Below are 24,622 nucleotides of genomic sequence, written 5' to 3'. Positions count from 1 at the left end.
TCAGGTGGCCGTTGTACGGCGTGACGAGGTACGCCGGGGTCAGGCCGTGGTCGAGCGCGAGCTGCATGAAGTAGAAGTCGTCGAAGAAGAACCACGCCCCCTGCAGGGCCCAGATCCGGAAGGCGGTCGCGGCGACGACGACGAGCACCCCGCAGACGACGACCGCGGAGCCGGGTCGGCGGGACGCGGCGGCGTGCCGTGTCGGCCCGCCGGTCCGCCCCACCGCGAGGGTCACTGCACCGTGGCCCGTTCCGGTCGGGCGCTGGTATCCATGCGGGAGAAGAAGCGGATGTTCTTGGCGCGCATGATCGGCCGCTCGAACCAGTAGAACGACAGCGTCGCCAGCGGGATCGTGAGCAGCAGCGTCCCCAGCACGACGGTGATGAAGTGGCCGGTGAAGATCGTGATGTCGAGCACCCGGAAGACCAGGTTCAGGAAGAACATGTGCAGGGCGAAGATGCCGTAGGAGATGTCGCCGAGCCAGACCGGGATCGGGCCGCTCAGCTGGTGGCGGGCCCGGCCCTCGAGCTCGGGTCCGAAGACCAGCGGCAGCACGTAGAACGCACCCGCCACGGTGTAGAGCACCACCTTCGCGCCCGCCTCCCAGCCGCCGGGCGTCAGCAGGAGCCGCGGTCCGGCGACCGGTGAGCAGGCGATGGCGAAGACCGCCGTGGCCAGGATCCAGCAGCCGGGGAGGTCGTGGGCGAGCCTCTCGACCGGGTGCTCCCGGGGGCGCACGGCCAGGCTCGCCGAGAGGGCGGCGAAGCAGACCCCGACCAGGAACCAGGGCAGGTAGCCGGGCAGCCACTGGGCGTAGTGCCCCTCGTGGCCCGGGATCTGGGCCACCACGGCCTGCCAGGCCACGCCGAAGGCGCCCAGCAGCGCCGCGCGCCGGAAGACGGTCGGCAGGTGCACGTGCCCGTCCCGCATCGCCCCGCGGACCAGCACGTGGCAGATCAGGGGGAGCGCGAGGTAGAAGGCCACCTCGGTGCACAGGCTCCACATCTGCGTCAGCGAGCTCGCCAGCAGGTCGTGGCGGTAGATCTGGGTGAGCGTCAGGTGGCTGAGCCAGTCCTGCCAGGTGGCGTCGTCGTTGGCCGGGTCCAGGGTCAGCGCCACGACCACGATCACCCAGTAGATCGGCAGGATCCGCAGGGCCCGCTTCCAGTAGAAGTGCCGGGTCGATGGCCAGTCACGGCCGAGCTCGCGGGTGAGGAAGTAGGGCCGGCACAGCAGGAAGCCGGAGAGGATGAAGAAGAGCGTCACCCCGAAGTCGAACCTCGCCAGCGCCGCACCCGTCCAACCTCGGTTGATCTGCCCGGTGTTGAAGGCCGCGTGGGTGAGCACGACCATGATGGCGCCCGCGGCGCGCACCGCGTTGAGGGTCGGGAAGGACCGGTCCTGGAAGTTCACGGCGTGACCTCCGTCCGGGGGACGGGGCGGCCGACCGCGATGTCGTCGGTGCACACGGTGACATCCTCCACCAGACCCGAGATCCGCACCTTGTCGAAGGTGTAGCCCCCGCGCAGGTAGAGCGCGTGGACCCCGGGCTGCAGCGTCGTCCGGTACGTCGCGTTGCCGGCGGTCACCCGCACCGGGCTGGCGGCGCTGGCGAGGTAGCCGATCCGGACCCACCACCCGCCGTAGGCGAGGGGGCCGCTGAGCGGGACGGTCACCGGCTTCGAGCGGATCCGGTAGCCGCAGCCGTGGCGGGGGCCGGGGACGTTGCTGCGGACCGGGTCGACCACGGCCGGCGCGATGTCCCCGTTGCGGTCGATCATGGAGATGTGGTCGGTCGCGACGTCCACGAAGCGCGTGTGGTCGGAGTACTGCCGCAGGAGCTTGCTCTGCATGTTCAGCGGGTAGCCGATCGGCCACATGATGACGTCCGGGACCGGCGCGTCGACCAGGGTGACCGGGGTCGTGCGGCTCTGCAGCGCGGGCAGCAGGCGGTCGAAGTAGGCCTTGCCCGGCGGGTTGTCGTTCCAGTGCTCGATGAACTGCACGGACGAGACGGTCGCCAGCACGCAGATGGCGGTCACCAGTGTCGCCACGCGCCGCGGGTGGTCCAGCAGCTCGCTCGGACCTCGCGGCGATGCACTCTCCGTGGCACCCCGGATCGGCAGGACGGCGCAGCCCAGGGCGATCGCGGTCACTGCCGCCAGCTCGCCCTGGTAGCGGAAGTCGAGGCTGATCTGGGCGCCCACGAAGGACGCACGGCCCGCCGCCACGAGCATGATGTTGCACAGGAGGAAGAAGCCCGGGAGCAGCCAGGCACGCCGGCTGTGCAGGCGGCCGCGGTGGATCTCGCGAGCGACCAGGGCGACCACGACCAAGCTGCCCAGGATCACCGGCGCTCCGGGGGCCGGCAGCGCGAACTGGTCGAGCTCCAGCCACTGCAGGGGGCCGCCGACGATCGCGGGGATCCAGGCGTGGACGACCATGTTGGTGGCCACCTGCGCCAGCGCGTCGTTGTTGGCCCGGGACGGACTGAAGTTGAGGCCGACCACGACGTAGACGACGAGGTAGACCAGCCCCAGCGCGACGTACATGACGATGCCGGTCCGGAAGCGGGCCCACAGCGAGCGGAGCCGCTCGGTGACCGAGCCGGTGGCGAAGTAGCACAGCGAGACCAGTCCCACGGCACCCAGCACCAGCAAGACCTTCTCGTAGAAGGCCAGGCCGGCCAGCAGCCAGGCGCAGGCGGCCACCGCGTGGCGGACCCGGCCGTCCTGCAGGTAGGCGACGTGGCAGGCGAGCACCCAGAAGAGGGCGACCTGCATCGGCAGCTGGTTGACGCCCGCAGCCCACCAGATCGCCAGCGGGATCGAGATCGCACACGACAGGTACAGGGCGAGCGGGACCAGGATGCCGCGACGGCTTCCGAAGAGCCGCAGCAGGAGCACGACCAGGCCCGCGTCCGCCAGGGCCTGCATCCCGAGCAGCAGGGTCGCAGGGAGCCGGAAGTCGAACGGTGCGACCTGGTCGGTCAGCCAGGTGAGGTACATGCCCGCAGGCATGATGTGACCGGCGTACGGCCGGCCCGCGACCGCGGGGGAGAGACCGTCGTTGAGCATCCGGGAGATGAAGCTGAAGTCGTCGTAGGCGAACCACGCGCTGTAGGTCGCCCACGCCCGGAACGCGAGCTGGGCGAGGATCATCGCCAGCGCCGCCTGCAGGACGCGGTCGCGGCGCAGCGACCGCCACGCGAGGCGCGTCCGCGTCTCCGTCACGTGCCCGGGCGTCGCCGCCGGACGGACGTCGGTGCCGCTCATGGCGCGAGACCGGTCATGAGGCGGCTGCACCCGGCGTGGGCACGCCCAGGGTCAGGTCGACCACGCAGAGGCCGCTGGAGCGGGGATACCTGCTCACGGTCACCTCCTGGAAGCTGCCGGAGGCCTGCACGAACACGTTGTGCAACCCCTTGGGCAGGTCGAGATCGTGTACATCGTCGCCCGCGGTGACCCGCAGCGACACGGCCTTAGGACTCGCATACCCGATCTGGATCCACCATCCGCCGCCGATGACGGGCCCGTCGAGGGGGATCGTCGTGCGGCGGCCGTGGAGCGTGTACCCGCAGCCGACCTCGGGGATCATCCGCCGGGTCGGGGGGATGACCACCGGCGCGAGGTTGCCGCTGTCGTCGAACATGTAGAGCCGGTCCACCGAGCTCCGCGGGTAGGTCGTCTGGTCGGCGAACGGCTTGAACACGTGGCTGTAGGAGTTCTCGGGGTAGCGGAAGGCCCAGAGGAGCGTCTGCGGGATCCCGGTGTCCACGAGCGGGACGGGCTTGTCCGGTGCGGCGGCGAGGCTGTCCCGCACGGTGCTGATGTAGGCCTCGGTGGGGTTGCGGTCCTGCCAGAGGTGGACGTAGCGCGTGTCGGAGGTGAGGGCCGCGACGCCCAGGGCGGCCACCGCCACCAGCACCAGCGCCCGCCGCTCGTAGGTGCGCGGGACGCCGACCCGCTCGGTGTTGATCTCGCGGGCCCCGAGCAGCGGGAGGAACGCCAGTCCCACGCCCAGCACGAAGAGCGCGCCGGACTCGGTCTGGTAGCGGTACTCGCGGGCGATGTCCGGACCGACGATGTTGGCGCGGGCCGAGGCGAGCAGCGCCACGTTGGCCAGCAGCGTGAACCCGAGCGGTGCCCACGCGCGGCGGCTGATGGTCCGGGTGCGGAAGGCGTAGAAGAGCAGGGCGCCCACCAGGAACCAGGAGACGAGCTGGGTGAACTGGGGGGGTCGGCGAACGAGCCGACGGTGAGCGGCTCCCAGGTGAGAGGACCGCCGACCAGGCCGGGCAGCAGCGCCACCGCGATGAGGTTCCAGGCGATGGGGGACCACGGCTGGTTGCTGCCGTCGCCGGGGGAGAAGTTCAGGCCGTACTCGACGTAGATCGCGAGGTAGGCGACGGCGACGACCGAGTAGGCCACGACGCCCGCGCGGTACCTGCTCCACAGGTCGCGCAGCCGCTCCGGGGTGTTGCCGCTGGTGAACCAGCCGAGGGCGACGATGCCGTAGATGCCGAAGAGCAGCAGCGTCTTCTCGTAGAACAGCAGCCCGCCGACGGTCCAGCAGAGCGTGGCGACGAGGTGGCGGGTGCGCGAGGTGCGCAGGTAGGCCACGTGCGAGTGGAGCCCGAAGACCAGGGCGATCTGCAGCGGCCACTGGTTGATGCCGGCGGCCCACCACAGCCCCGCCGGCAGCGTGAAGACGTACGCCAGGTAGCCGGCCAGCAGCACCAGCACCAGGGGCCTGGGGCCGAACAGCGACCTCAGCAGGCGAAGCATCCCCACCGCGGCGACCGCCTGGAGGAGCAGCAGCGAGATGACCCACGGGGTCCAGTCGTAGACGGCCCACCGGGTCAGCAGCCATGCGGCCACGAAACCCCCGGGCATGAGGTGGCCGCCGTACGACTCGAAGAGGTAGCCCGCGTCGAACGGCTGGTTCATCGCCCGCGACATGAAGGCGAGGTCGTCGAAGTAGAACCACGAGCCCGCCAGGCCCCAGGCGCGGTAGCCGAGCCAGGCCGCGATCAGCACCAGCCCGACCGCCACGACGCGACGGTCGGCAGTCGTGCTGCCGAGGTACCGTCGAAGTCGAGCCAACACGGCCCGGACTATCTCACACGGTCGCCCCCGATCTGGGCTAACGATGGCCGCAATGACCCCGTGAGCCCCTCCGGTCCTGATACCGTTCATCGATTCTTACGCTCCTGGGAGGGGTTTCGTGAAGCGCAAGTGGTTGGGCTCGCTGCTGGTCGGGCTCGGTGCCTTTCTGATCGTTGCTGCCGTGGTCGCGCAGGTCTGGGTGCCGGACATGGTCAAGCGCACTCCGATCGACGTGAACAACACGACCTACCTCGACGGACAGGCCGCTCACCTGAACCCCAACACCGGGAAGCTCGAGAACGACCCGGTCTACGCGTTGCAGGTCAACCAGAGCGACAGCAACAAGTCCGACGGTGACGTCGCCGTGTTCCTGCAGAACACCTGCGTCGTGATCGACACCGGGCAGGACCCGCGCGTGTGCGTCAGCGCCAAGGACCCGAACCTGCTCACCGACAGCGTCGACATCTTCGCCTCCGACCGGCACACCGCGATGATGATCAACGACCCCAAGTACCTGCCTGCCGGCACGCCGCCGCACTCCGGGCTGAACAACAAGTGGCCGTTCAACGCCCAGAAGACGACCTACCCCTACTGGGACGACACGCTCCAGAAGGCCGTGGACGCGACCTACACGCGGACCACCGAGGTGAAGGGCACCGAGGCCTACGTCTACCGGGTCACGATCAAGGACGCGGCCACCGACGTCCTGCCCAAGGTCAAGGGCACCTATGACGACGTGAAGGAGATCTACATCGATCCCCGCACGGGCGCCATCCTCAACACGACCGAGAACCAGCAGCGCTACCTCGAGGACGGCACCAAGATCCTCGACCTGCAGCTGGAGTTCACCCCCTGGACGCAGCAGTTCAAGGTCGACGAGGCCAACACCAAGTGGGACCAGATCTACCTGGTCACCCACACCGTGCCGATCGTCGGCTACGCCGTGGGCATCCCGGTGCTGCTGATCGGTTTCCTGCTGCTGTTCCTGCACCGCCGCGGCTCGGGCACCGGCGGCACGCAGGCCGAGGTCGCGGTGCCTCAGGCGCCGCGCCCCACCGAGCCCGTCAGCTGACGCTCAGCCCCGCAGCTCCGCGACGAAGATCGCGGTCCCCGGCGTGAACTTGCCGCGGGTGCCCGACCAGCCGCCCCACACCCGGTCGTGGCCCTCGGGCCACTCGGGCTCGAGCAGCCGGGTGAGCACGAAGCCTGCGTCGGCCAGCAGTGCCACCCAGTCGCCGAGGGTGCGGTGGTGCTCGACGTACGCCACCACGCCGGTGGCGTCGTCGACCTCGACGTACGGCGTCCGGTCCCAGTAGGACTGGCTCGCCACCAGGCCCGCCTCGCTCGGGTCGTCGGGGAACATCCACCGCGTCGGGTGGGTGATCGAGAAGGCGTAACGGCCGCCGGGGCGGAGCACCCGGGCCGCCTCCGCCACGGCCAGGTCGATGTCGCTGACGAACTGGAGCGCACCGAAGGACGAGAACACCACGTCGAAGCTGGCGTCGGCGAAGGGCAGGTGGGTGGCGGTGCCGAGGACCGAGGGGACGGGCAGCCCGCTCTCGAGGTCGATCCGTCGGGAGTGCTGCAGCTGCCGGAAGGAGAGGTCCAGCCCGTAGCCCCGGCCGCCTCGGGACCGCACCCAGCGCGAGCACTGGCCCGCGCCCGATCCGACCTCCAGGACATCGCGGTCGGCGACCTCGCCCAGGACGCCGGCCTCGGCCTCGGTCAGCCCCTCCGGGCCCCAGACGAAGCCGACGTCGCCGAGGAAGGCGCCGTGGGTGGCTTGGTACTCGTCGGCGTAGCGGTCCCAGTCGGGGCCGTTGGCCCGGCGGGACTCGGCCTCGTCGACCGGTCGACGCTCGACCCGCACCGGCGGATGCCCGACAGACTGGTCGTTGTCCACGTCCGGAGACTACGGGACCGCCCCTCGGCCCGGCCGCGGACGGGAGCGTCACCCGAGACGGCAGTGGTCTACGCCACCTCGGGCCGGCGAGGGCCGTTTTGCCGATTCCACACCTCCGGCGTCCGATGTGTTGTCACGATGCGGCGACTTGAGTCGCCGTTCGTTCGGGGGAACACATGCGTGCGTTGCGTCTGCTGATGGGCCTGATCTCGGGCTTGCTGGGTCTGCTGCTGGTCGTGATCGGGATCGTCGGTCCCGCCGCTGCAGTCGCCGTCGGACCTCCGGGGTTCACGGTCACGGTGGCCGCCGACGCCGAGTACGTCGTGACCGGCGGCTCGGTGACGCTCGCCGGCACGGTGAAGCCGGCCGCACCGCACCAGCCGGTCGAGGTGCAGCAGAAGCGGGACGGTGCATGGGTCACCGTCGCGACCACGTCCCTGGACCCGCACTCGCGCTACTCGGTCGCGGTGACCCTGCGCGACCTCGGCGACCAGCAGCTGCGCGTCACGAAGGGCGGCCGCGGCGCGATCGCCCCGGGCACCAGCCCCGTCGTGAAGGTGAACGTCTCCTCCGTCCAGCTCGCCGACGAGACCGTCGTGCTCACCGACGAGGACACCGCGCACGTGGTGTCCTTCGACCTGGAGTCCGGCCGGCTCGAGCTCGATGCGGGCGCCGACATGTCCGACGTGCGGGTGGGCAGCATCCTCGCCGCCGGGTTCTCCGCACAGACTCCTGACGGCATGCTGCGCCGGGTCACCAGCATCGCCCCCGCTGCCTCCGGTGGCTGGGTGCTGGCGACCGAGCAGGCGTCGATCAGCGAGGCCGTCGTCCGCACGGTCGGGGACGAACAGATCACGGGCACGCTCGAGAAGCAGGAGGTGGTCCCCGCCAAGGGGGTCACCGTCAACGGATCGGCCAAGACCTACGGGTGGGCGGCCTCCGTCCCGCTGCCGGAGGTCTCGCTGTCCTGGTCGGACTCGTTCGACGTGTCGACGCCCAAGCCGGACGGCGGCGCTGAGGGCGGTCCGGGCGAGGTCGGGGTCTACGGGCAGGGCAGCTTCTCGGTGGGCACGGAGGTCTCCCTGAAGTCCGGCGGCGAGATGGAGTGGGACCAGGACTGGTTCACGGTGAAGCGGATCCGGGCCGCGTTCCACAGCGAGCTCGAGACGAAGACCAGCACCTCGGTCACGGGCAAGGTGGGCGGCCTCTTCCGCAAGCCCCTCGCGAAGGTGCACCGCTTCTACAGCTTCCCGCTGGGGCCGGTGCCAGTGGTCTTCGAGGAGACCAGCGAGATGAACTTCGAGTTCGACTTCTCCTACGAGGGCGGGGCGAGATCTCCGAGACGTCGACGGACTCGGCGACCGTCGGATTCGACTACCGGGACGGTCACGGCTTCGATCCGGTCTACGAGCACGACGGCAAGCACGAGGTCGAGGAAACCCACCCGAAGGGCGCTGTCGTCGTGGACGCGTCGGTGGGCCCGCAGGAGACCATCAAGGCCTACGGCCTCGCCGGAGTCACCGTCGGGCTGGCCGGCTACGTGAAGTACGAGGCCGGGATCGACGGCTCCGACATCTCGTGCCCCCTGTCCGCCGGCGTCCGGGTCAACGGTGGCGTGGTCGGTGGGATCGACCTGTTCGTGAAGGACCTCGAATGGTCCTGGACGAAGACCGGTGAGTTCCAGCTCTTCTCGCAGGACCTCTGCGCCCTGAAGCCGCACATCGCCACGACGTTCCTGCCCGACGCGCAGGTCGGCGACGCCTACTCCACCCAGCTGGAGCTCCTGGACGACAGGGGCGGCTACTGGACGCTGGGCACGGAGTCGCCGCCGGGCTTGACGCTCAGCAATGCGGGGCTGCTGTCCGGGACACCCACGAAGGCGGGCAGCTACGACCTCCCCATCACGTTCACGGACTTCGACGGCCTCGTCGCACATGCGACGCTGACGCTCGTCGTCAAGCCGAACCGGGTCGTCGTCACCACGGACTCGCTGCCCGACGGAGTGGTGAAGATGCCTTACGCCGCGACCCTGCAGGCCGACGGCGGTCGGGGTCCCTACACCTGGACGGTCCTCGACGGCTCCGTCCCGGGTCTGGTCTTCCACGACGACGGTTCCGTGACGGGCGAGCCGACCTCCGCCGGCTCGGGCACCCTGCACGTCAAGGTCGTCGATGCCGACGGCCTGGCCGGAGAGGGCGACGTCACCTGGGCGGTGTCCGAGCTGCCACCGCCGGTGCTCGGTCCCGTGTCGGGGCCGATCACCCCGCCACCCTCCTGCGGCGCGGCGTGCGGCACGTCGTGGGTGACCCGCACCTCGTGACCTTCGACGGCCTGTCCTACGACGCTCAGCTCGTCGGCGAGCTGGTGCTGACGAAGTCGACGGTGGACGACTTCCAGGTCCAGGTCCGCCAGCAGCCGTGGAACGGCTCGCAGCTCGTGGCGGTCAACACGGCGACCGCGATGGACGTCAACGGTGACCGGGTGGGCATCTACCTGACGCCCACCGGGGTCCGCACGACGGTCGACGGCGAGACCGTCACGCCCGGTCCGGGCGGGATGGCCCTGCCCGGTGGCGGCAGCATCCGCCACGACGCCGCGGGCCGGCTGGAGACCGTCGCGTGGCCCGACGGGACCTCCGTCACGGCGAGCTACGTGCCCCGCTCCTACATCACGCTGCGGCTCGGCATCCCGTCCGAGCGGCTCGGTCACCTGACCGGCCTCCTCGGCGACGCCGGTGGCGATCGGTCCGACGACCTGCGGGCGCGCGGAGGGGACGTCGTACCGACCGGGTCGCCGGCGGCGGTGATCCTCCGTGACTTCGCCGACACCTGGCGGCTCGGCGAGGGCGAGTCGCTCTTCGACTACGCGGAGGGGAGAGCACCGCGTCGCTGACCGACCCGGTGTTCCCCTACGTCCACGTGACCGTGGCGGATCTGCCGACTGCGCAGTCGGACGCCGCCTTCCGGTCCTGCCAGGCGTCCGGCGTGGTCGGTCAGTCGGCGCTGGACGCCTGCGCCCTCGACGTGGCCCTCAGCGGGGACCCCGACATGGCTGCCGGCGCCCTGGTGATGCAGTCAGGCACCGGTGCGGGTGAGGTCGCCGGCAACGGGAGCTTCGAGCAGCCGGCGATCGGGTCCCGCTTCGTCAGCCTCGGCGTCGGGGCCACCATGGGCGCCTGGACCGTTGAGAGCGGGTCGGTCGACCTCGTGCACAGCAGCTACTGGCAGCCCGCGGCGGGCAACCAGTCGATCGACCTGAACAGCTGCTCGCCGGGCCGGATCTCGCAGACGATGTCGGTGGAGCCGGGCCAGCGGTACCGGATCGCGTACTCCTACGCCGGGAACCCTGAGACCGCCGATCGCCTCAAGAAGTTCCACGTCGAGGTCGACGGCACCGTCGTGGATCGCCGGACGTTCGACACCACCGGCCGGACGACGGGCTCCATGGGCTGGACCCCCGCAGTGACGGCGTTCGTCGCCACCGGGGACCGGGCGACGATCGCCTTCCAGTCCGACCAGCTGGGCTCCTGCGGCGGCGCGGCGCTGGACGACATCGTGATCACTCCGGTCTCGACCTCGACGTCGGTGATCGCCTCGTCGAATCCCGGTGACGCGTGGACCGACCAGTCCGGTGCTTCGGGGCTGGCCGAGCTGTCCTACGGGCACACCGGTTGCACGAGCCTCGACGCCTCGCTGCGCTGCGTGGGCGGCGGCTGGGCCGTGATGGACGACGCGCCGTGGGTCTGGGCCCACCAGTTCACCCGCAACGGGGAGGGACCGGTGACGTTCACCAGGACGGTGAGGATCACCAGTGCCCAGGCGAGCCACCAGCTCCGGCTGACCGCGATGGGGGACGACGTGATGACCGCCGCCGTCGACGGACAGCAGGTGCTCTCCGGTGGCTTCACGTCGCCCACGTCGGCCGACCTCACGCTGACGCCCGGAGACCACACGCTGACGTTCGTCGTGACGAATCTCGGCGGCTACCAGCCGTCGAACAACCCCGGGGGGCTGGCCTGGAAGCTGCGCACCGTGGACTGAACCACCGTCGCCGGTGTGCCACGATCGCCGCATGGATCCAGCGGTCGACCTGACGTCCCTCACGCCGCTGGCCGGCGGCTGGTCGGGGGAGACGTTCGTGGCCGAGGCCGCGGGGGAGCGGAGCGTGGTCCGGATCTACGCCCGGCCAAGCCACCGCGGCGCAGCGGCTCACGAGGTGGATGCCGCGCTGCTCCGGCTCGTGCGCGGGCTGGTGCCCGTCCCCGAGGTGCTGGAGGTACGCCGGGCCGACCCCGGTGCCGACCTCCCGGCGCTGCTCGTCACGTCGTACCTCCCGGGCGAGCGTGGTGACCTGCTCCTCCCGCGGCTGGACGACCGTGCCAGAGCCGAGTTCGGACGACGCCTGGGGGAACTGCTCGCCGACCTGGGCGGGATGCCGCAGCTGAAGGCCGGGCCGTTCGTCGACGGCGAGCTGGCCGTGGGCAGCTTCACCGTCGGGGACGAGCCCCTCGACGGGCTTCCGGCGATGGTGGAGCTGGTCGAGCCCTCGCTGGGCTGGTGGACGCCCGAGGAGCTCGCCGGGTTGCGCGAGGTCGCGGTCGACGCCCAGGCGCTGCTCGACACCGTGGGTCGCTGCTGCCTCGTGCACAGCGACTTCAACCCCAAGAACCTCCTTGTCGACCCCGGGTCCCTGGTGGTCACCGGGCTCCTCGACTGGGAGTTCGCCCACGCCGGGCATCCCTTCACCGACCTGGGCAACCTGTTGCGCTTCGAGCGCGAGCCCGGCTTCACCGCCGCGGTGCTCGAGGCGTACGTCGCCGTCGCGGCGGTAGCGCCGACGAGGCCTTGACACTGGCCCGCGCGGCCGACCTGTGGGCGCTGCTCGACCTGGCTCCGCGTCGTGCGGCCAACCCGGTCGCCGAGCAGGCCGACCGGCTTCTCCGCGCGATCGCGCGCAGCCGGGACACGCACGCCCTGCCGTGAGCTCGCTCCCGGTGAGCCAACGGTGTCGGCCGGCCCGGAGGCTCTAGGGTCTCGACGCGTGGGGGACCGCTTCGGGGGGATGCAGACGATCCGCCGGCATCGTGCTCGGCCAGCGGCCCTGAGCGCTGTTGTGGAGGCGGTCCAGAGCGTGACCGGCATCGGCACGTGCCAGACCGCTGACCTGGTGCGCAATGTCGGCGGGGGCGCGCTGGCACTGCTCGCCGCGCTCTGCTTCCTCGCGCTGGCCGCCGGGCTCCGGGCGGTGTCCGAGCCCGACCGTCAGCCGTAGACGCTCAGGACGACCGGGAAGGCTTCCTCGATGGTCGCGACCGGGACGACGTCGAACTCGATCCACGGCCCGTACTGCAGGGTGACCTTGTAGGTCTCCGACGGGTCGTCGGGGTCATCGGAGATGACGAACCCTCCCTTGCCGTCCAGCGTGGCGTAGTGCGCGACGGTCCCCGGCGCGGTGCCGATCTCCATGAACTGCTTGGTCAGCTCGCGCAGGTCCTCAGCATCCAGGCCGTCACGGAACCTGTAGGTCGTCATGTAGAGACGCTTCATGGGTGGACCTCGCTCTTCTTCCGTCGGTTGCCTGACGCCACGCTAGGAAGGCGTCGGTGCTCGGGGCAGAGGCAAAGGTCATGCCCCGGGGCGTGCCGGTGGCCCGGCAGTCCGTGGGTCTGCCGGGTCCGGCCGTTCAAGGGTGGAGCTCAGTTGCTGGCGAGCTCGAGGGTGCCGTGGGGTGTGACCAGGTAGCTGCGGCCGTGGGGTCCGTGCCACTGGTAGGTGCTGTCGGGTCGGCGTCGGTACCGCCATCGTCGGCTGGTCTTGGCGCGGTGATGTCGCCGGCACAACGGGGCGAGATTCTCGGGCCGGTTTGGCCGGGTGGTCCGCCCTCGTCCATGGGCACGTAGGGCTCGATGTGGTCGAGGTCTGCTGATCGGGCGTCGTGGTGGCACCAGGGGAAGACGCAGTGCCCGTCGCGGAGGATGACCAGCTCGCGCATCCAGCCGGGTGGTTCGCGCCCGTCGACCGCGTCGCCACGGCCGAGGTCGAGGATCGGTTGGACGGTGACCTGGGAGTGGCCGACCCACTCCTTGATCCGGGTGATGGTGGCGGCGCCGAGCCGCTCCACGGTCCCGGCGGCCAGGTCTGGCGAGCCGGAGCAGCCGTGGGTGGCGAGGTCGGCGAGGTTCAGGTGGAGGTAGAACCGGGTCTTCGGCTTCCGCGGAGCGGCGGGCTTGGGGCCGTCGCCGTCCCTGGACCCAGTGAGCGTGGTGAGGTCGAGCTGGGCCTGCTGGGAGGCGATGACGCCCAGCGCCTTGGCCTTGCGGACCTCCAGCTCGTCGGTGTCCCGAGTGCCTTCAAGCGGCGGCCTGGTCGCAGACGAGGTCGTGGAAGGCGGTCAGGTCGAGGGTGTCGCCGGTGATGTCGAGCCAGGAGGTGCCGGCGTACTCGCTGGGGCGGGGTGGCGCAGCGTGACGTGCCAGGACTGCTTCCCTGCTTCTCGCGCTCCGCGAGCAGCTCGGGGTGGTTGGCGATGGTGGGCGACGGCGGTCTCGATCGCCTTCCAGCTGCACGAGGGCAGCCTGGGCGAGCTGTTCGTCGACGTAGGCGGCGGCGCCGGGAGAGGCGGTGGGTGGCCTGGGCGACGTGCCGGGCCTTGTACGGCTCCACCGCAGCGATCGACGAGTCGCCAGATGCGGGGCAGCCGGTGCTGCAGGTCGAGGGCGTCGGCGATCAGCTTCATCCCCGTCTCAGTGGCCACCCCGAGGGTGGCGGCAGGGGTTCGGGGCGAACGCGGAGACCGCCGGGGTGCCGTCGCCGCCGAGCGACTCGTCCCCGTCCAGGTCCCGCCAGCAGGGCGCCGCCCCACGTCGCGATCCCGGTGTCGGCGGTGGCGGGGTGCAGCACGCACCACTGCGCGGCGATGCGAGCTTGTCCGTTCGGCGATCCGGCCTCGAGCTTGCGCTGCTCGAGCACGAGCAGGCGGCGCGTCGAGGTCGGCGACCTCGACGGGCTCCTCCGCATCGGTTTCGAACATGTGTCCATGATCGCATCGACCACCGACAGTCAGCGCCGGAATCCGGCCCGGTCCGGGGGTTCTGGGGACAAACGAGGAAAACTTTCGGGCGCCCGTGGCTGCGGGGGTTTCGAGGCTCGCTGACGCTCGCACACTTCGAGACGGCGCTGGCGCGCCTCCTCAGTGCACCGCCTCAACCACCGGCGCACGTCGACATCCGGCGCACGTCGACCACCGGCGCACCGGTGAGCCGGGAGGCAGCAGCGACCCACGGCGTACCGCTCCCCGTAGCTGCCCTCACCGCAACCACCCACGAGCCGCTGGCGGCGCAGTCTCGACCACCGATCCCCGTGCAAACGAGGTACCTTTCGCGTAGCCCACGTGCGCACAATCGCCGGCCGAGTGGCCGGCTGGCAGTCTCGGTTGGACTCCGCCGCGCGGAGCGGCGTACGCTGGCTGTTGCGCCTGATGTTCTGCCTGCTCCCGGACGGAGTGGACTCTCGCTCGCTATCAGCCTCGGTTCTCACTCGGGGTTCTTCACCGGTAGTGAAAAGGGACCTCTGGCGTGCCCGCACGACAAATTGACCACCCAAGGATCTCTTTCCCTTATGACGAGCACGATCTCCACTCTTCCCGATTACGACGCGCCCCAGGTGGCGGTCAACGACATCGGTTCCGAAGAGGACTTCCTCGCCGCGATCGACGCGACCATCAAGTACTTCAACGACGGCGACATCGTCGACGGCACCATCGTCAAGGTGGACCGTGACGAGGTCCTGCTCGACATCGGCTACAAGACCGAGGGCGTCATCCCCTCGCGTGAGCTGTCGATCAAGCACGACGTCGACCCCTCCGAGGTCGTCGAGGTCGGCGACAAGGTCGAGGCCCTGGTCCTCCAGAAGGAGGACAAGGAAGGCCGCCTGATCCTGTCCAAGAAGCGCGCCCAGTACGAGCGCGCCTGGGGCACGATCGAGCAGGTCAAGGAGGAGGACGGCGTCGTCGAGGGCACCGTCATCGAGGTCGTCAAGGGTGGTCTCATCCTCGACATCGGCCTGCGCGGCTTCCTGCCCCGCGTCGCTGGTCGAGATGCGCCGCGTGCGCGACCTGCAGCCGTACGTCGGCCAGACGCTCGAGGCGAAGATCATCGAGCTCGACAAGAACCGCAACAACGTGGTCCTGTCGCGCCGTGCCTGGCTCGAGCAGACGCAGTCCGAGGTTCGCCACGGCTTCCTGACCCAGCTCCAGAAGGGCCAGATCCGCAAGGGCGTCGTGTCCTCGATCGTCAACTTCGGTGCGTTCGTGGACCTCGGCGGCGTCGACGGCCTCGTGCACGTCTCCGAGCTGTCGTGGAAGCACATCGACCACCCGTCCGAGGTCGTCGCCGTGGGCGACGAGGTCACCGTCGAGGTCCTCGACGTGGACATGGACCGCGAGCGTGTCTCCCTGTCGCTGAAGGCGACGCAGGAGGACCGTGGCAGCACTTCGCCGCACCCACCAGATCGGTCAGATCGTCCCGGGCAAGGTCACCAAGCTGGTGCCGTTCGGTTCGTTCGTCCGCGTCGAGGAGGGCATCGAGGGCCTGGTGCACATCTCCGAGCTCGCCGAGCGTCACGTCGAGATCCCCGAGCAGGTCGTCCAGGTCAACGACGACGTCATGGTCAAGATCATCGACATCGACCTCGAGCGTCGCCGGATCTCGCTGTCGCTCAAGCAGGCCAACGACACCGCGGCCGCGACCGACGTCGAGGAGTTCGACCCGACCCTCTACGGCATGACTGCCACCTACGACGAGCAGGGCAACTACGTCTACCCCGAGGGCTTCGACCGGAGACCGGCGAGTGGCTCGAGGGCTTCGAGGAGCAGCGCGCCACCTGGGAGGAGCAGTACGCCAAGGCGCACGCTCGCTGGGAGGCCCACGTCAAGCAGCAGGCCGAGGCCAAGCAGGCCGAGGTCGAGGCGGGCGAGGCCACGTCGTACTCCAGCGGCAACGACGAGGTCGACACCGAGACCGAGGGTGGCGGCGGCTCGCTGGCCTCGGACGAGGCCCTGCAGGCGCTTCGCGAGAAGCTCACCGGCGGCAGCAACTGACCTGCCCCTAGCGCCCGACCACAGGGCGCACCCGCACGACACGAGGGCCCGACCACCAGCTGGTGGTCGGGCCCTCGTCGTACGTCGGGACGGTGGGGGGCTCAGTGGGAGAGGCCCGGCGACTTGAAGCGCGGGTCGTCGAGGTGGGAGCGCGGCGGGCGCTGGGGGCCGCGTCCGTCGCGCACGGCGAGGCGAATGGTCTCGACGCTCATCAGGACGACGATCGCCAGGAGGATCATCAAGTAGGTCATGGCAGCAAGTCTGCGCCTGTCGACATCCCGCCACCAGTGGCAGAAAAGTCACGCTGCATTGATTTCCTGCCATCCCTGCGGCAGGCTGGGCACATGCCGTCAACCGTGACCAGCGTGGCCGTCCTCGTCCAGGACGGGGTCGAGCCCTTCGGGCTCGGCGCGATGTGCGAGGTGTGGGCCGAGCCCTACCACCCCGAGGACGACAACCCGGTCTTCGACTTCGTCGTGGCCACGCCGCGGCCCGGGCGGGTGCGCGGCCCCTCCGGCTTCGACCTGCACGTCGACCACGGGCTCGACGCCGCCGCGACGGCCGACCTCCTGTGCATCGCCCCGAAGCGCGACTACCTGGCTCCGTCGCCGGAGGTGGCTGCCGCCGTCGCCGCGGCACACGCGCGCGGCGCCTTCGTCTTCGCGCACTGCACGGCCGCGTTCGTGCTCGGGGAGGCCGGCCTCCTCGACGGGCGGCGGTGCACCACGCACTGGCGACACACGACGACCTCGCCCGGCGCTACCCGGCGGCACAGGTCGACGAGAACGTCCTCTACGTCCAGGACGGCACCATCGTCACCGGTGCCGGTTCGGCCGCTGGCCTCGACGCCGCGCTGCACCTGATGCGCCAGCAGTTCGGGGCGCGTACGGCGGCGGCCGCGGCACGCCGGATGGTGGTCCCGCCGCACCGCTCGGGGGGCCAGGCCCAGTTCATCGCCCGTGCGGTGCCGGACTGCGACGCCGAGACCCTGGGCCCGCTGCTCGCCTGGATCGTGGAGAACCTCGGCGACGACCTCAGCGTCGACGAGCTGGCCCGCCGCTCCCACATGTCGCCGCGGACCTTCGCCCGCCGGTTCCGCGCCGAGACGGGCACCACCCCGCCACACCTGGGTCACGGCGCAGCGCGTGCAGGCCGCCGAGGAGCTCCTGGAGCTCACCGACCACTCGGTCGACTGGATCGCCGACGAGGTGGGCTTCGGCAACGCCGCCACCCTGCGGCACCACTTCACCCGCGCCCGCGGGGTCAGCCCCCAGCAGTACCGACGCACGTTCTCCGGGGCCGCGGCACGCAGCGCCTGACCAGCCCCGTGATGACGTGGGGACGTCGCGCAGGACTCGGCTTCGTCTCGCTCGCGCTGCTGGGCGCCACCCTGGCCTCCTCCGACCCGGAGGCGGCGAAGCCGGCCGTCCGCATCCTGCTGGTCGGCGACTCGGTGACCCGGGGTCGTCGGGCGACTGGACCTGGCGCTACCGGCTCTGGCAGCACCTGGTCTCCTCCGGCGTCCGCGTCGACCTGGTCGGTCCGTACGAGGACCTGTTCGACAACGTCACGTCGACCCAGGGGTCGGACGCCTACCTCGACCCCGTCTTCGACCGGGACCACGCGGCCCGGTGGGGGATGGCCTTCGGTGACGAGTCGCCGCCGGTCGGTGACCTCGTCCGGCGCTACCACCCCGACGTCGTGGTCGAGATGCTCGGCGTGAACGACCTGGGCTGGCGGCACGCGCCGCCTGCGGCCGTCGACGAGCTGGCCCGGCGGTTCGTCGCGGACGCGCGGGCGGGGGATCCCGGCGTCGACGTGGTCCTCGGCGAGGTGGCGCAGACCTGGGTCCCCGGCGCCCCCGAGTACGACGCGAGCCTGCCCGCCCTGGCGGCGGACCTGACCACCGGCGCCTCACGCGTCGTGGCCGCAGCCCCGGCAGCCCCGCTCGTGCAGGGCGTCGACACCTACGACGCCGCCCACCCGACCGCCACCGGTGAGGTCAAGCTCGCGGCCGGGGTGGGCGACGCGCTGTCGGTGCTCGGCATCGGCCCGCACTCGCCGTGGCCGCTGCCGGTCGTGCCCAACGGCCCCCGGGTGCCCGCCACGCTGACCGCCAGCCCCGGTGACGGAGAGGTCATGCTGTCCTGGCAGTCGCCACCGGGCGCCACCGCGGAGTACGTCTGGATCCGCGACGCCACGACGGGCGAGGCGTGGACTCGGCTTCCGGACCCGGTGACCGGGACCTCGTGGACCTCGGGCGGGCTCACGAACGGCGACAGCTACGAGTTCCGGCTGCAGGCGGAGAAGGGGTCCGTCGCGGCCGAGGACCTCTACTCCGACGTCGTCACGGCGACGCCGACCCCGGCTCCCTGACCTCGACGAGCAGGTCGCGGCGAACCTTGCCGGTCAGGGTGCGCGGCAGCTCGTCGAGGAAGGTCCAGGTCTTCGGGCGCTTGGGCGGCGCGAGCCGCTCCCGGGCGTGCGCGACGAGCTCCTCCTCGGTCGCGCTCCCGACGACGGCTGCGCAGACCCGTTGCCCCCACTGCTCGTCCGGCACCCCGTGGACGGCGACGTCCTCGACGCCGGGGTGCTCCAGCAGCGCCTGCTCGACCTCGAGCGGGTAGACGTTCACGCCGCCGGAGATGATCAGGTCCTCGCGACGGCCGTCGAGGTGGAGGTAGCCCTCGTCGTCGAGCCGGCCGAGGTCGCCGACGGTGAAGGCCTGGCGCCCGTCAGCGGCGTCCCGCCAGGCCGCGGCCGTCTTCTCGGGGTCGCCGAGGTAGCTGAAGCGGGCGTGCTCGGGCACGCTGCACCAGATGGTCCCGTCCTCGTCCAGCTCCAGCGCCCGCCCCGGGCGGGCGCGGCCCACGGTGCCCGGGCGCTCGAGCCACTCCTCGCTGCGGCACGCAGTGAACTGGCCCTCGGTCGAGCCGTAGAACTCCCAGGTCGACCCCGCCGGGAACTCCGCGATGAGCCGGCGCTTGACGTCGACCGGGCAGGGCGCGCCCGCGTGGGGCGACCAGCCGGAACGACGACAGGTCCGGCACGCCGACCGCGTCCCAGTGCGCAAACAGTCGCTGCAGGTGGGTCGGCACGCAGAACATCGAGGTCGGGCGCTCGCGCTCGATGGCGTCGGTCACCGTGGCCGGGTCGAACGGGCCGGGCACCACGATCCGGCCGCCGGCGAGGATCGTGCCGGTCGCGAAGCGCAGTGGGGCCGAGTGGTGGAGCGGGCTGAGCACGAGGTTCACGTCGGTGTCCGTGAAGCCCCACAGCTCGCGCTCCTCGGCGACGAGCGCGGCCGCCTGCTCGGGGTCCAGGAGGCCGCTGAAGACCCCCTTGGGAGTCCCCGTCGTGCCGCTGGTGCAGTGGATCGGGCGCCCGCGCGGCACCCCGCGCCGGTACCTCTCCGGAGTGTGCTCGACCATCGACGCCAGCAGGTCCTCGGTCTCGACGACCAGGTCCGGGCGCAGCGGCGCCAGGATCCGCTCGCGCTCGTACGACGTCAGCCGCGGGTCGAGGGGGATCGGGAACATCCCGGCCGCGAGCAGCGACATCACGAGGTCGACGTACGCCGCCGATCCGGGCACGAGCAGGGCGACACGCGATCCCTCGCGCAGCTCCACGTGGTTCACGTCCGCAACCCTAGGGCGTGTCCTGGGACCCGGCCCTGCCGGCGGGATGGGAGCATCTGGGGATGCGCGTGGGACTGACGGGTGGCGTGGCGTCCGGGAAGAGCACGGTCTCGGCCATGCTCGCCGAGCTCGGGGCGGTGGTCATCGACGCCGACCTGCTGGCCCGGGAGGCGGTGGCGCCCGGCAGCGACGGGCTCGCCGAGGTGGTGGCCGCCTTCGGCCCGGAGGTGCTGACGCCCGAGGGAGAGCTCGACCGGCCGGCCGTGGGTGCCGTCATCTTCGCCGACCCCGAGCGCCGACGGGTGCTGGAGTCGATCCTGCATCCCCGGGTGCGGGCACGCGCGGCCCAGATCGAGTCGGCGGTCCCGCCGGAGGCCGTGGTGGTCCACGACATCCCGCTGCTCGCGGAGACCGGCCAGGCGGCCGGCTTCGACGCGGTGGTCGTCGTCGACGTCCCCGCCGAGGTCCAGGTCGAGCGGATGACGAGCCTGCGGGGGATGGCACGCGAGGACGCCGAGGCGCGGATCGCGGCCCAGGCGAGCCGGGAGCAGCGGCGCGCGATCGCGACGCACGTCATCGACAACACCGGGTCGATCGAGGACCTGCGGGCCGAGGTCGCGCGGGTCTTCGGCGAGCTGCAGTCCGCCGGCGCCTGACCCTTCGCGGACAGGACGAGGGCCTCGTCACCGGGGGAAGTGACGAGGCCCTCGCGTCTGTGGTGACCGCCCGGGTCAGGCGGCCAGGTCGGGGTCGCCGAGGCGGCGCAGCTTCTGCAGAGCCTCGCGCTCGAGCTGACGCACCCGCTCGGCCGAGATGCCGTGCTTGGCACCGATGTCGGCGAGCTTGTGCTGCCGGCCGTCCACGAGGCCGTAGCGCGAGCGGATGATGTCGGCGGCCCGGTCGTCGAGCCGGCCGACGAGGCGGTTGAGGCGCTCGCGGGACTCCACGTCGAGGACCGTCAGGTCCGGGCTGGGAGAGGTCTCCTGGGCCATCAGGTCGCCCAGCGAGGTGTCGCCGTCCTCGTCGACGGGGGAGTCGAGGCTGACGTGCTCGCGTCCCCACGCGATCAGGTCGAGGACCCGGTCGACGTCCATGCCGAGCTCGGTGGCGATCTCCTGGGGCTCCGGCTCACGGCCGAGCTGGCGCTCGAGCGTGCGGCGGGCGCCGCCGACCTGGTTGAGCTCCTCGACCACGTGCACCGGGAGGCGTACGACGCGGGCCTGCTGCGCGATGCCGCGGGTGATGGCCTGGCGGACCCACCAGGTGGCGTAGGTCGAGAACTTGTAGCCCTTGGTGTAGTCGAACTTCTCGACCGCCCGGATCAGGCCGGTGTTGCCCTCCTGGATGAGGTCCAGCATCGGCATCTGCGCCCGGCCGTACTTGCGGGCGATCGAGACGACCAGCCGCAGGTTGGCGGTGATGAAGGTGTCGACGGCCTTGCGGCCCTCCTCGGCGAGCCACTCGAGCTCCTCCTGGGTGGCCGACATCGGGGCGCCGCCCTTCTTGCGCCCGACGCGGCCCTCGGCAAGCAGGGCCTCGGCCATCAGGCCGGCCTCGATCGTCTTGGAGAGCTCGACTTCGCTGGCGGCATCGAGCAGGGGGTTGCGCGCGATCTCGTCGAGGTACAGCCCGACACTGTCGCGCCCCTCGATCTCGCGTGCTCCGACCCGCGCGCCGATCGTTGCGGTGCGTGTAGCCATGGACGCCCTCCTCTGCTCATGGACCCAGCTCGCCGGCCGGGTCACACGTCCTGTCCAACGTCCCGACGTACCCGGAGATTCCCGGATGTATCCCGTCGAGGCGTATGAACTCTTCGTACCCAAGGACGGTTGGAGATGGGTTGGAGTTGCGTCTCCGCGAAACTCTCAGCCAGTTCTCAGACCCGCGGCTCCTCCGGGTCGTCCCCGGTGGGGGCGACGACGACCGCCGGCGGGGCCTCGGCCAGTCCCATGCGGTCGAGGATCCAGGCCAGCGTGAAGGCCCGGTCGTGCCACGACTTGTAGCGCCCGGACACCCCGCCGTGGCCGGCCGCCATCTCGGTGCGCAGCAGGAAGTCACGGCGGCCGGTGGCCGTGGCCCGCAGCTTCGCTATCCACTTGGCGGGCTCCACGTAGAGCACCCGGGTGTCGTTGAGCGAGGTCTCGGCCAGGATCGGCGGGTAGTCGACGGCCGCCACGTTGTCGTACGGCGCGTAGGAGGCCAGGTAGGCGAACACCTCCGGGTCCGCCTCCGGGTTGCCCCACTCGTCGTACTCGGTGACCGTCAGGGGCAGCGTGGAGTCGAGCATGCTGGTCAGCGCGTCGACGAACGGCACCCCCGCGACCACGCCGCCGAAGAGCTCGGGCGCCTGGTTGGCGACCGCCCCCATGAGCAGCCCACCGGCCGAGGCCCCCTCGGCGACCAGCACCTCCGGTCTGGTCCACCCGGTCTCGACCAGGTGGCGGGCGCAGGCGATGAAAGTCGGAGAAGGAGTTCTGCTTGCGGAAGAGCTTGCCGTCGTCGTACCAGCGCCGGCCCATCTCACCGCCGCCGCGGACGTGCGCGATGGCGAAGCCGGCGCCGCGGTCGAGCAGCGAGAGCCGGGGCTTGGAGAAGTACGGGTCCATCGACATCTCGTAGGCGCCGTAGCCGTAGAGCAGGACCGGGATCGGCGCGGTGCCGCCACCACTGTCCTCACGGGCGCCGCGCCGGCACACGATCGAGATCGGGACCCGCTCACCGTCCGGCGCGGTGGCCCACAGCCGGTGCTCCTCGTAGTCGGCCGGGTCGTAGCCGCCCAGCACCGGCGTGCGCTTGAGCAGCGTCAGCTCGCGGCTGCGGACGTCGTAGTCGTAGACCGACGAGGGGACCGCCATGGTCGTGTATCCGAGGCGGACGATCGGCTGGTGGAAGTTCGGGTTGCCGCCCGAGCCCACCGTGTAGACCTCCTCGTCGAACCGGACGAGGTAGTCGTCGCTGATCGGCTCCGCCCGTGAGCTGCCGAGCTCGAGGATCCGCAGCTGGGTGAGCCCCTCGCTGCGCTGGTGGACGACCACGTGGCCCGCGAACGCGTCGACGTCCTCCAGGCGGACCGCCGGGTCGTGGGGGACCAGCGGCACCCACTCCTCGGTGGGGGTCGGCACCACCGGCGCGGTCGCGATCTCGAAGTCGGGGCCGGTCGCGTTGTGGAGGACGAGGAAGACGTCCTCGTCGCCGAGCACGCAGTGGTCGAGGCTGTACTCCAGCCCCTCGCGCCGCTCGGCGAACAGCTGCCAGCCCGACTCGGGGGCGTCCGCGTCGAGGTAGTGGTACTCGCTGGTGGTCTTGGACCCGGACGCGATGACGAGGAACCGGTCGGTGCGGGTGCGGCCGACCCCCACCCAGAACCGGCCGTCGGCCTCGTGGAAGACCAGCTCGTCGTCGGCCTGGGCGGTCCCGAGCCGGTGCCGCCAGATCTTGTCGGCACGCCAGGAGTCGTCGAGGGTCGTGTAGTAGAGGTCGCTGCCCTCACGGTTCCAGGTGGCCCCACCGATGACGCCGGTGATGACGTCGGGCAGCAGCTCGCCGCTCGCCAGGTCCTTGACCCGCACCGTGTACCGCTCGTCGCCGGTGACGTCGGTGGAGTAGGCCAGCATGGCGGCGTCCGGGCTCACCGACGAGCCGCCGAGGGAGAAGAAGTCGTGGCCCTCGGCGAGCGCGTTGAGGTCGAGCAGCACCTCTTCGCCCGGGAGCGCCGGCTCCTCGGGGGAGCAGTGCTCCGCGGGCTGGGGCGGCGTCCAGTCGTCCTCGCCGCGGGCGGGCACGCGGCAGCTGGCGCCGTACTCGCGACCCTCGTAGGAGCGCGAGTAGTACCAGTGGTCCCGGATCCGGGTGGGCACCGACAGGTCGGTCTCCAGGGTGCGGGCCTTGATCTCCTCGAAGATCGTCTGGCGCAGGTCGGCCAGGTGCGCCGTGCGGGCCTGGGTCCAGGCGTTCTCCGCCTCGAGGTAGGCCGTCACCTCGGGTGAGTGCTTCTGCCGAAGCCACTCGTAGTCGTCGACACGGGGGGCCCCGTGGACCTCGGTGGTGCTGGGGCGGGCCTCAGCGCTGGGCGGGGCGGTCGGCGGGGCAGCGGGCGGCTCGACGGGGGACTGGTGCTCCATGTGGTCGAACCTAGCGGTGGAGGCGAGGGCGCTAGCGTCGGACTCGTGGAGATCCGGCTCGTCGACCTCAACGCGGACCTCGGTGAGGAGGTCACCGACGACGCGGCCCTGCTCGCGGTCGTCACCAGCGCCAACGTCGCGTGCGGCTACCACGCCGGCACCCCCGCCATCATGCGCGCCGTGTGCGAGGAGGCGGCCGGGCTCGGGGTCTCGATCGGCGCCCAGGTGTCCTACGCCGACCGGGAGAACTTCGGCCGGGTCGAGCTCGACGTGGCGGCCGCCGTGCTCCGCGAGCAGGTGGCCGACCAGGTCGGGACGCTGTCGGACATCGCGGTGTCGTGCGGGGTGACCGTGCGCTACGTCAAGCCGCACGGCGCGCTCTACCACCGGGTGGTCCACGACGAGGAGCAGGCGGCCGCCGTGCTGGAGGGGTCGGGGGAGCTGCCCGTCCTGGGGCTGCCGGGGGGACTGCTGCTGGCGCTGGCGGCCGGAGCGGGGCGAGCGGTGCTGCACGAGGGCTTCCCGGACCGGGCCTACCTCGAGGACGGGCGCCTGGTGCCGCGGACCGAGCCCGGGGCTGTCCTCACCGACGCCGCGACGATCGCGGCCCGCGCCGTCGAGCTGGCCTCGCAGGAGACACCGGAGCTGCACTCCCTGTGCGTCCACGGCGACACCCCGGGTGCGGTCGCCCACGCCCACGCCGTACGACGGTCGCTGGAGGCGGCGGGCTTCGGGCTGCGCGGTCTCTGACCGGCG

24 protein-coding genes and 4 pseudogenes are annotated in these 24,622 nt (G+C 71.2%); 15 read left to right on the top strand and 13 right to left on the bottom strand.

The genetic code is table 11. The features are described 5' to 3' along the window. Positions 1–231: 231 nt before the first annotated feature. From H0S67_RS14345 to H0S67_RS14335, 3 genes are read right to left on the bottom strand one after another with little or no spacing between them, the layout of a single operon-like run. On the bottom strand, positions 232–1,413 hold the full coding sequence (locus tag H0S67_RS14345; protein WP_180933598.1) for an acyltransferase family protein: 1,182 nt from the start codon (positions 1,411–1,413) through the stop codon (positions 232–234). Further along, entirely contained in the window at positions 1,410–3,275 is a 1,866-nt protein-coding gene (locus tag H0S67_RS14340; RefSeq protein WP_180933597.1) for a hypothetical protein, read from the bottom strand. The genes H0S67_RS14345 and H0S67_RS14340 overlap by 4 nt, the downstream gene beginning before the upstream one ends. 13 nt (positions 3,276–3,288) lie before the next feature. Beyond that, positions 3,289–4,203 carry a hypothetical protein gene (locus tag H0S67_RS14335; protein ID WP_180933596.1) on the bottom strand — a complete coding sequence of 305 codons (915 nt, stop codon included), beginning with the start codon at positions 4,201–4,203 and terminating at the stop codon, positions 3,289–3,291. A 1,023-nt stretch (positions 4,204–5,226) separates the two neighbouring features. Between H0S67_RS14335 and H0S67_RS14330 the strand changes: the two genes are divergently transcribed. Continuing rightward, positions 5,227–6,180 carry a PorA family protein gene (locus H0S67_RS14330; RefSeq protein ID WP_180933595.1) on the top strand — a complete coding sequence of 318 codons (954 nt, stop codon included), beginning with the start codon at positions 5,227–5,229 and terminating at the stop codon, positions 6,178–6,180. A 3-nt stretch (positions 6,181–6,183) separates the two neighbouring features. On the opposite strand, the gene H0S67_RS14325 is transcribed toward H0S67_RS14330, so the two are convergent. Then, the gene (locus H0S67_RS14325; RefSeq protein WP_246354746.1) at positions 6,184–7,011 is read right to left on the bottom strand and encodes a class I SAM-dependent methyltransferase; all 828 of its coding nucleotides are present in this window, start codon (positions 7,009–7,011) and stop codon (positions 6,184–6,186) included. 176 nt (positions 7,012–7,187) lie between these two features. On the opposite strand from H0S67_RS14325, the gene H0S67_RS14320 reads away from it, so the two are divergent. Genes H0S67_RS14320 through H0S67_RS14295 form a run of 7 tightly spaced genes read left to right on the top strand, consistent with a single transcriptional unit; the run spans position 7,188 to position 12,282 of the window. Beyond that, positions 7,188–8,555, top strand: coding sequence for a hypothetical protein (locus H0S67_RS14320; protein WP_180933594.1), 1,368 nt, complete (start codon positions 7,188–7,190; stop codon positions 8,553–8,555). Further along, positions 8,486–9,331 carry a putative Ig domain-containing protein gene (locus H0S67_RS14315; RefSeq protein WP_180933593.1) on the top strand — a complete coding sequence of 282 codons (846 nt, stop codon included), beginning with the start codon at positions 8,486–8,488 and terminating at the stop codon, positions 9,329–9,331. Before H0S67_RS14320 ends, H0S67_RS14315 begins: the two co-directional genes overlap by 70 nt. Next, the gene (locus H0S67_RS14310) at positions 9,298–9,903 is read left to right on the top strand and encodes a VWD domain-containing protein (RefSeq protein ID WP_180933592.1); all 606 of its coding nucleotides are present in this window, start codon (positions 9,298–9,300) and stop codon (positions 9,901–9,903) included. The genes H0S67_RS14315 and H0S67_RS14310 overlap by 34 nt, the downstream gene beginning before the upstream one ends. Before the next feature lie 26 nt (positions 9,904–9,929). Continuing rightward, positions 9,930–11,051, top strand: a complete 1,122-nt coding sequence (locus H0S67_RS14305) for a choice-of-anchor C family protein (RefSeq protein WP_180933591.1) — start codon at positions 9,930–9,932, stop codon at positions 11,049–11,051. Between the two features lie 31 nt (positions 11,052–11,082). Continuing rightward, a complete protein-coding gene (locus H0S67_RS14300; RefSeq protein ID WP_219635279.1) occupies positions 11,083–11,859 on the top strand; it encodes a phosphotransferase family protein in 777 nt (258 codons plus the stop codon). Beyond that, entirely contained in the window at positions 11,856–11,993 is a 138-nt protein-coding gene (locus H0S67_RS23705; RefSeq protein ID WP_219635278.1) for a hypothetical protein, read from the top strand. The genes H0S67_RS14300 and H0S67_RS23705 overlap by 4 nt, the downstream gene beginning before the upstream one ends. 58 nt (positions 11,994–12,051) lie before the next feature. Further along, complete coding sequence (locus H0S67_RS14295) at positions 12,052–12,282, top strand: hypothetical protein (protein ID WP_180933590.1); 231 nt, start codon at positions 12,052–12,054, stop codon at positions 12,280–12,282. Here H0S67_RS14295 and H0S67_RS14290 read toward each other — a convergent pair. The 3 genes from H0S67_RS14290 to H0S67_RS14280 all read right to left on the bottom strand — a co-directional run bounded on the left by H0S67_RS14290 (position 12,273) and on the right by H0S67_RS14280 (position 13,576). Further along, positions 12,273–12,557, bottom strand: coding sequence for a DUF3303 domain-containing protein (locus H0S67_RS14290; RefSeq protein ID WP_180933589.1), 285 nt, complete (start codon positions 12,555–12,557; stop codon positions 12,273–12,275). The genes H0S67_RS14295 and H0S67_RS14290 overlap by 10 nt on opposite strands. Before the next feature lie 136 nt (positions 12,558–12,693). Continuing rightward, positions 12,694–13,131, bottom strand: a complete 438-nt coding sequence (locus H0S67_RS14285) for a hypothetical protein (protein WP_180933588.1) — start codon at positions 13,129–13,131, stop codon at positions 12,694–12,696. Positions 13,132–13,360: 229 nt separating this feature from the next. After that, the gene (locus H0S67_RS14280) at positions 13,361–13,576 is read right to left on the bottom strand and encodes a hypothetical protein (protein WP_180933587.1); all 216 of its coding nucleotides are present in this window, start codon (positions 13,574–13,576) and stop codon (positions 13,361–13,363) included. Positions 13,577–14,627: 1,051 nt separating this feature from the next. Here H0S67_RS14280 and rpsA point away from each other — a divergent pair. Then, positions 14,628–16,107, top strand: a pseudogene (gene rpsA / locus H0S67_RS14275) (30S ribosomal protein S1). Between the two features lie 101 nt (positions 16,108–16,208). Here the strand turns inward: rpsA and H0S67_RS14270 are convergent. Next, positions 16,209–16,358 (bottom strand): hypothetical protein, encoded by a 150-nt coding sequence (locus H0S67_RS14270; RefSeq protein ID WP_180933586.1) that lies wholly within the window; start codon positions 16,356–16,358, stop codon positions 16,209–16,211. A 93-nt stretch (positions 16,359–16,451) separates the two neighbouring features. On the opposite strand from H0S67_RS14270, the gene H0S67_RS25435 reads away from it, so the two are divergent. The 4 genes and pseudogenes from H0S67_RS25435 (at position 16,452) to H0S67_RS14260 (ending at position 18,483) form a co-directional block, all read left to right on the top strand. Continuing rightward, the gene (locus H0S67_RS25435) at positions 16,452–16,970 is read left to right on the top strand and encodes a DJ-1/PfpI family protein (RefSeq protein WP_246354745.1); all 519 of its coding nucleotides are present in this window, start codon (positions 16,452–16,454) and stop codon (positions 16,968–16,970) included. Continuing rightward, positions 16,970–17,176: pseudogene (locus H0S67_RS25430) on the top strand (AraC family transcriptional regulator); the annotation flags it as partial. The gene H0S67_RS25435 and the pseudogene H0S67_RS25430, both read left to right, overlap by 1 nt. 64 nt (positions 17,177–17,240) lie before the next feature. Beyond that, positions 17,241–17,426, top strand: a pseudogene (locus tag H0S67_RS25425) (helix-turn-helix domain-containing protein); the annotation flags it as partial. 16 nt (positions 17,427–17,442) lie between these two features. Continuing rightward, positions 17,443–18,483, top strand: coding sequence for an SGNH/GDSL hydrolase family protein (locus tag H0S67_RS14260; protein ID WP_180933585.1), 1,041 nt, complete (start codon positions 17,443–17,445; stop codon positions 18,481–18,483). Here H0S67_RS14260 and H0S67_RS27450 read toward each other — a convergent pair. Together H0S67_RS27450 and H0S67_RS27445 are read right to left on the bottom strand one after the other, a co-directional pair. After that, positions 18,455–18,916 carry a class I adenylate-forming enzyme family protein gene (locus H0S67_RS27450; RefSeq protein ID WP_343050097.1) on the bottom strand — a complete coding sequence of 154 codons (462 nt, stop codon included), beginning with the start codon at positions 18,914–18,916 and terminating at the stop codon, positions 18,455–18,457. The two genes, H0S67_RS14260 and H0S67_RS27450, sit on opposite strands and share 29 nt — an antisense overlap. After that, positions 18,843–19,745, bottom strand: a complete 903-nt coding sequence (locus H0S67_RS27445; protein WP_343050096.1) for an AMP-binding protein — start codon at positions 19,743–19,745, stop codon at positions 18,843–18,845. The genes H0S67_RS27450 and H0S67_RS27445 overlap by 74 nt, the downstream gene beginning before the upstream one ends. Before the next feature lie 62 nt (positions 19,746–19,807). Here H0S67_RS27445 and coaE point away from each other — a divergent pair, with 62 nt between their 5' ends. Then, on the top strand, positions 19,808–20,401 hold the full coding sequence (gene coaE / locus H0S67_RS14250) for a dephospho-CoA kinase (protein WP_180933584.1): 594 nt from the start codon (positions 19,808–19,810) through the stop codon (positions 20,399–20,401). Between the two features lie 75 nt (positions 20,402–20,476). Here the strand turns inward: coaE and H0S67_RS14245 are convergent, their stop codons facing one another. The 3 genes and pseudogenes from H0S67_RS14245 to H0S67_RS14240 all read right to left on the bottom strand — a co-directional run. Further along, on the bottom strand, positions 20,477–21,445 hold the full coding sequence (locus H0S67_RS14245) for a sigma-70 family RNA polymerase sigma factor (protein ID WP_180933583.1): 969 nt from the start codon (positions 21,443–21,445) through the stop codon (positions 20,477–20,479). Between the two features lie 176 nt (positions 21,446–21,621). Beyond that, the gene (locus tag H0S67_RS26770; RefSeq protein ID WP_281368859.1) at positions 21,622–22,152 is read right to left on the bottom strand and encodes a prolyl oligopeptidase family serine peptidase; all 531 of its coding nucleotides are present in this window, start codon (positions 22,150–22,152) and stop codon (positions 21,622–21,624) included. A gap of 112 nt (positions 22,153–22,264) precedes the next feature. Then, a pseudogene (locus tag H0S67_RS14240) lies at positions 22,265–23,866 on the bottom strand (S9 family peptidase); the annotation flags it as partial. A 51-nt stretch (positions 23,867–23,917) separates the two neighbouring features. Between H0S67_RS14240 and pxpA the strand changes: the two are divergent. Beyond that, positions 23,918–24,616: a 5-oxoprolinase subunit PxpA gene (pxpA, locus tag H0S67_RS14235; RefSeq protein ID WP_180936935.1), complete on the top strand. Its 699-nt coding sequence runs from the start codon at positions 23,918–23,920 to the stop codon at positions 24,614–24,616. The last annotated feature ends 6 nt before the right edge of the window (positions 24,617–24,622 follow it).

The organism is Nocardioides ungokensis, assembly GCF_013466985.1.
Lineage (GTDB): Bacteria > Actinomycetota > Actinomycetes > Propionibacteriales > Nocardioidaceae > Nocardioides > Nocardioides ungokensis.
This window is presented reverse-complemented; position numbering and strand designations above follow the sequence as displayed.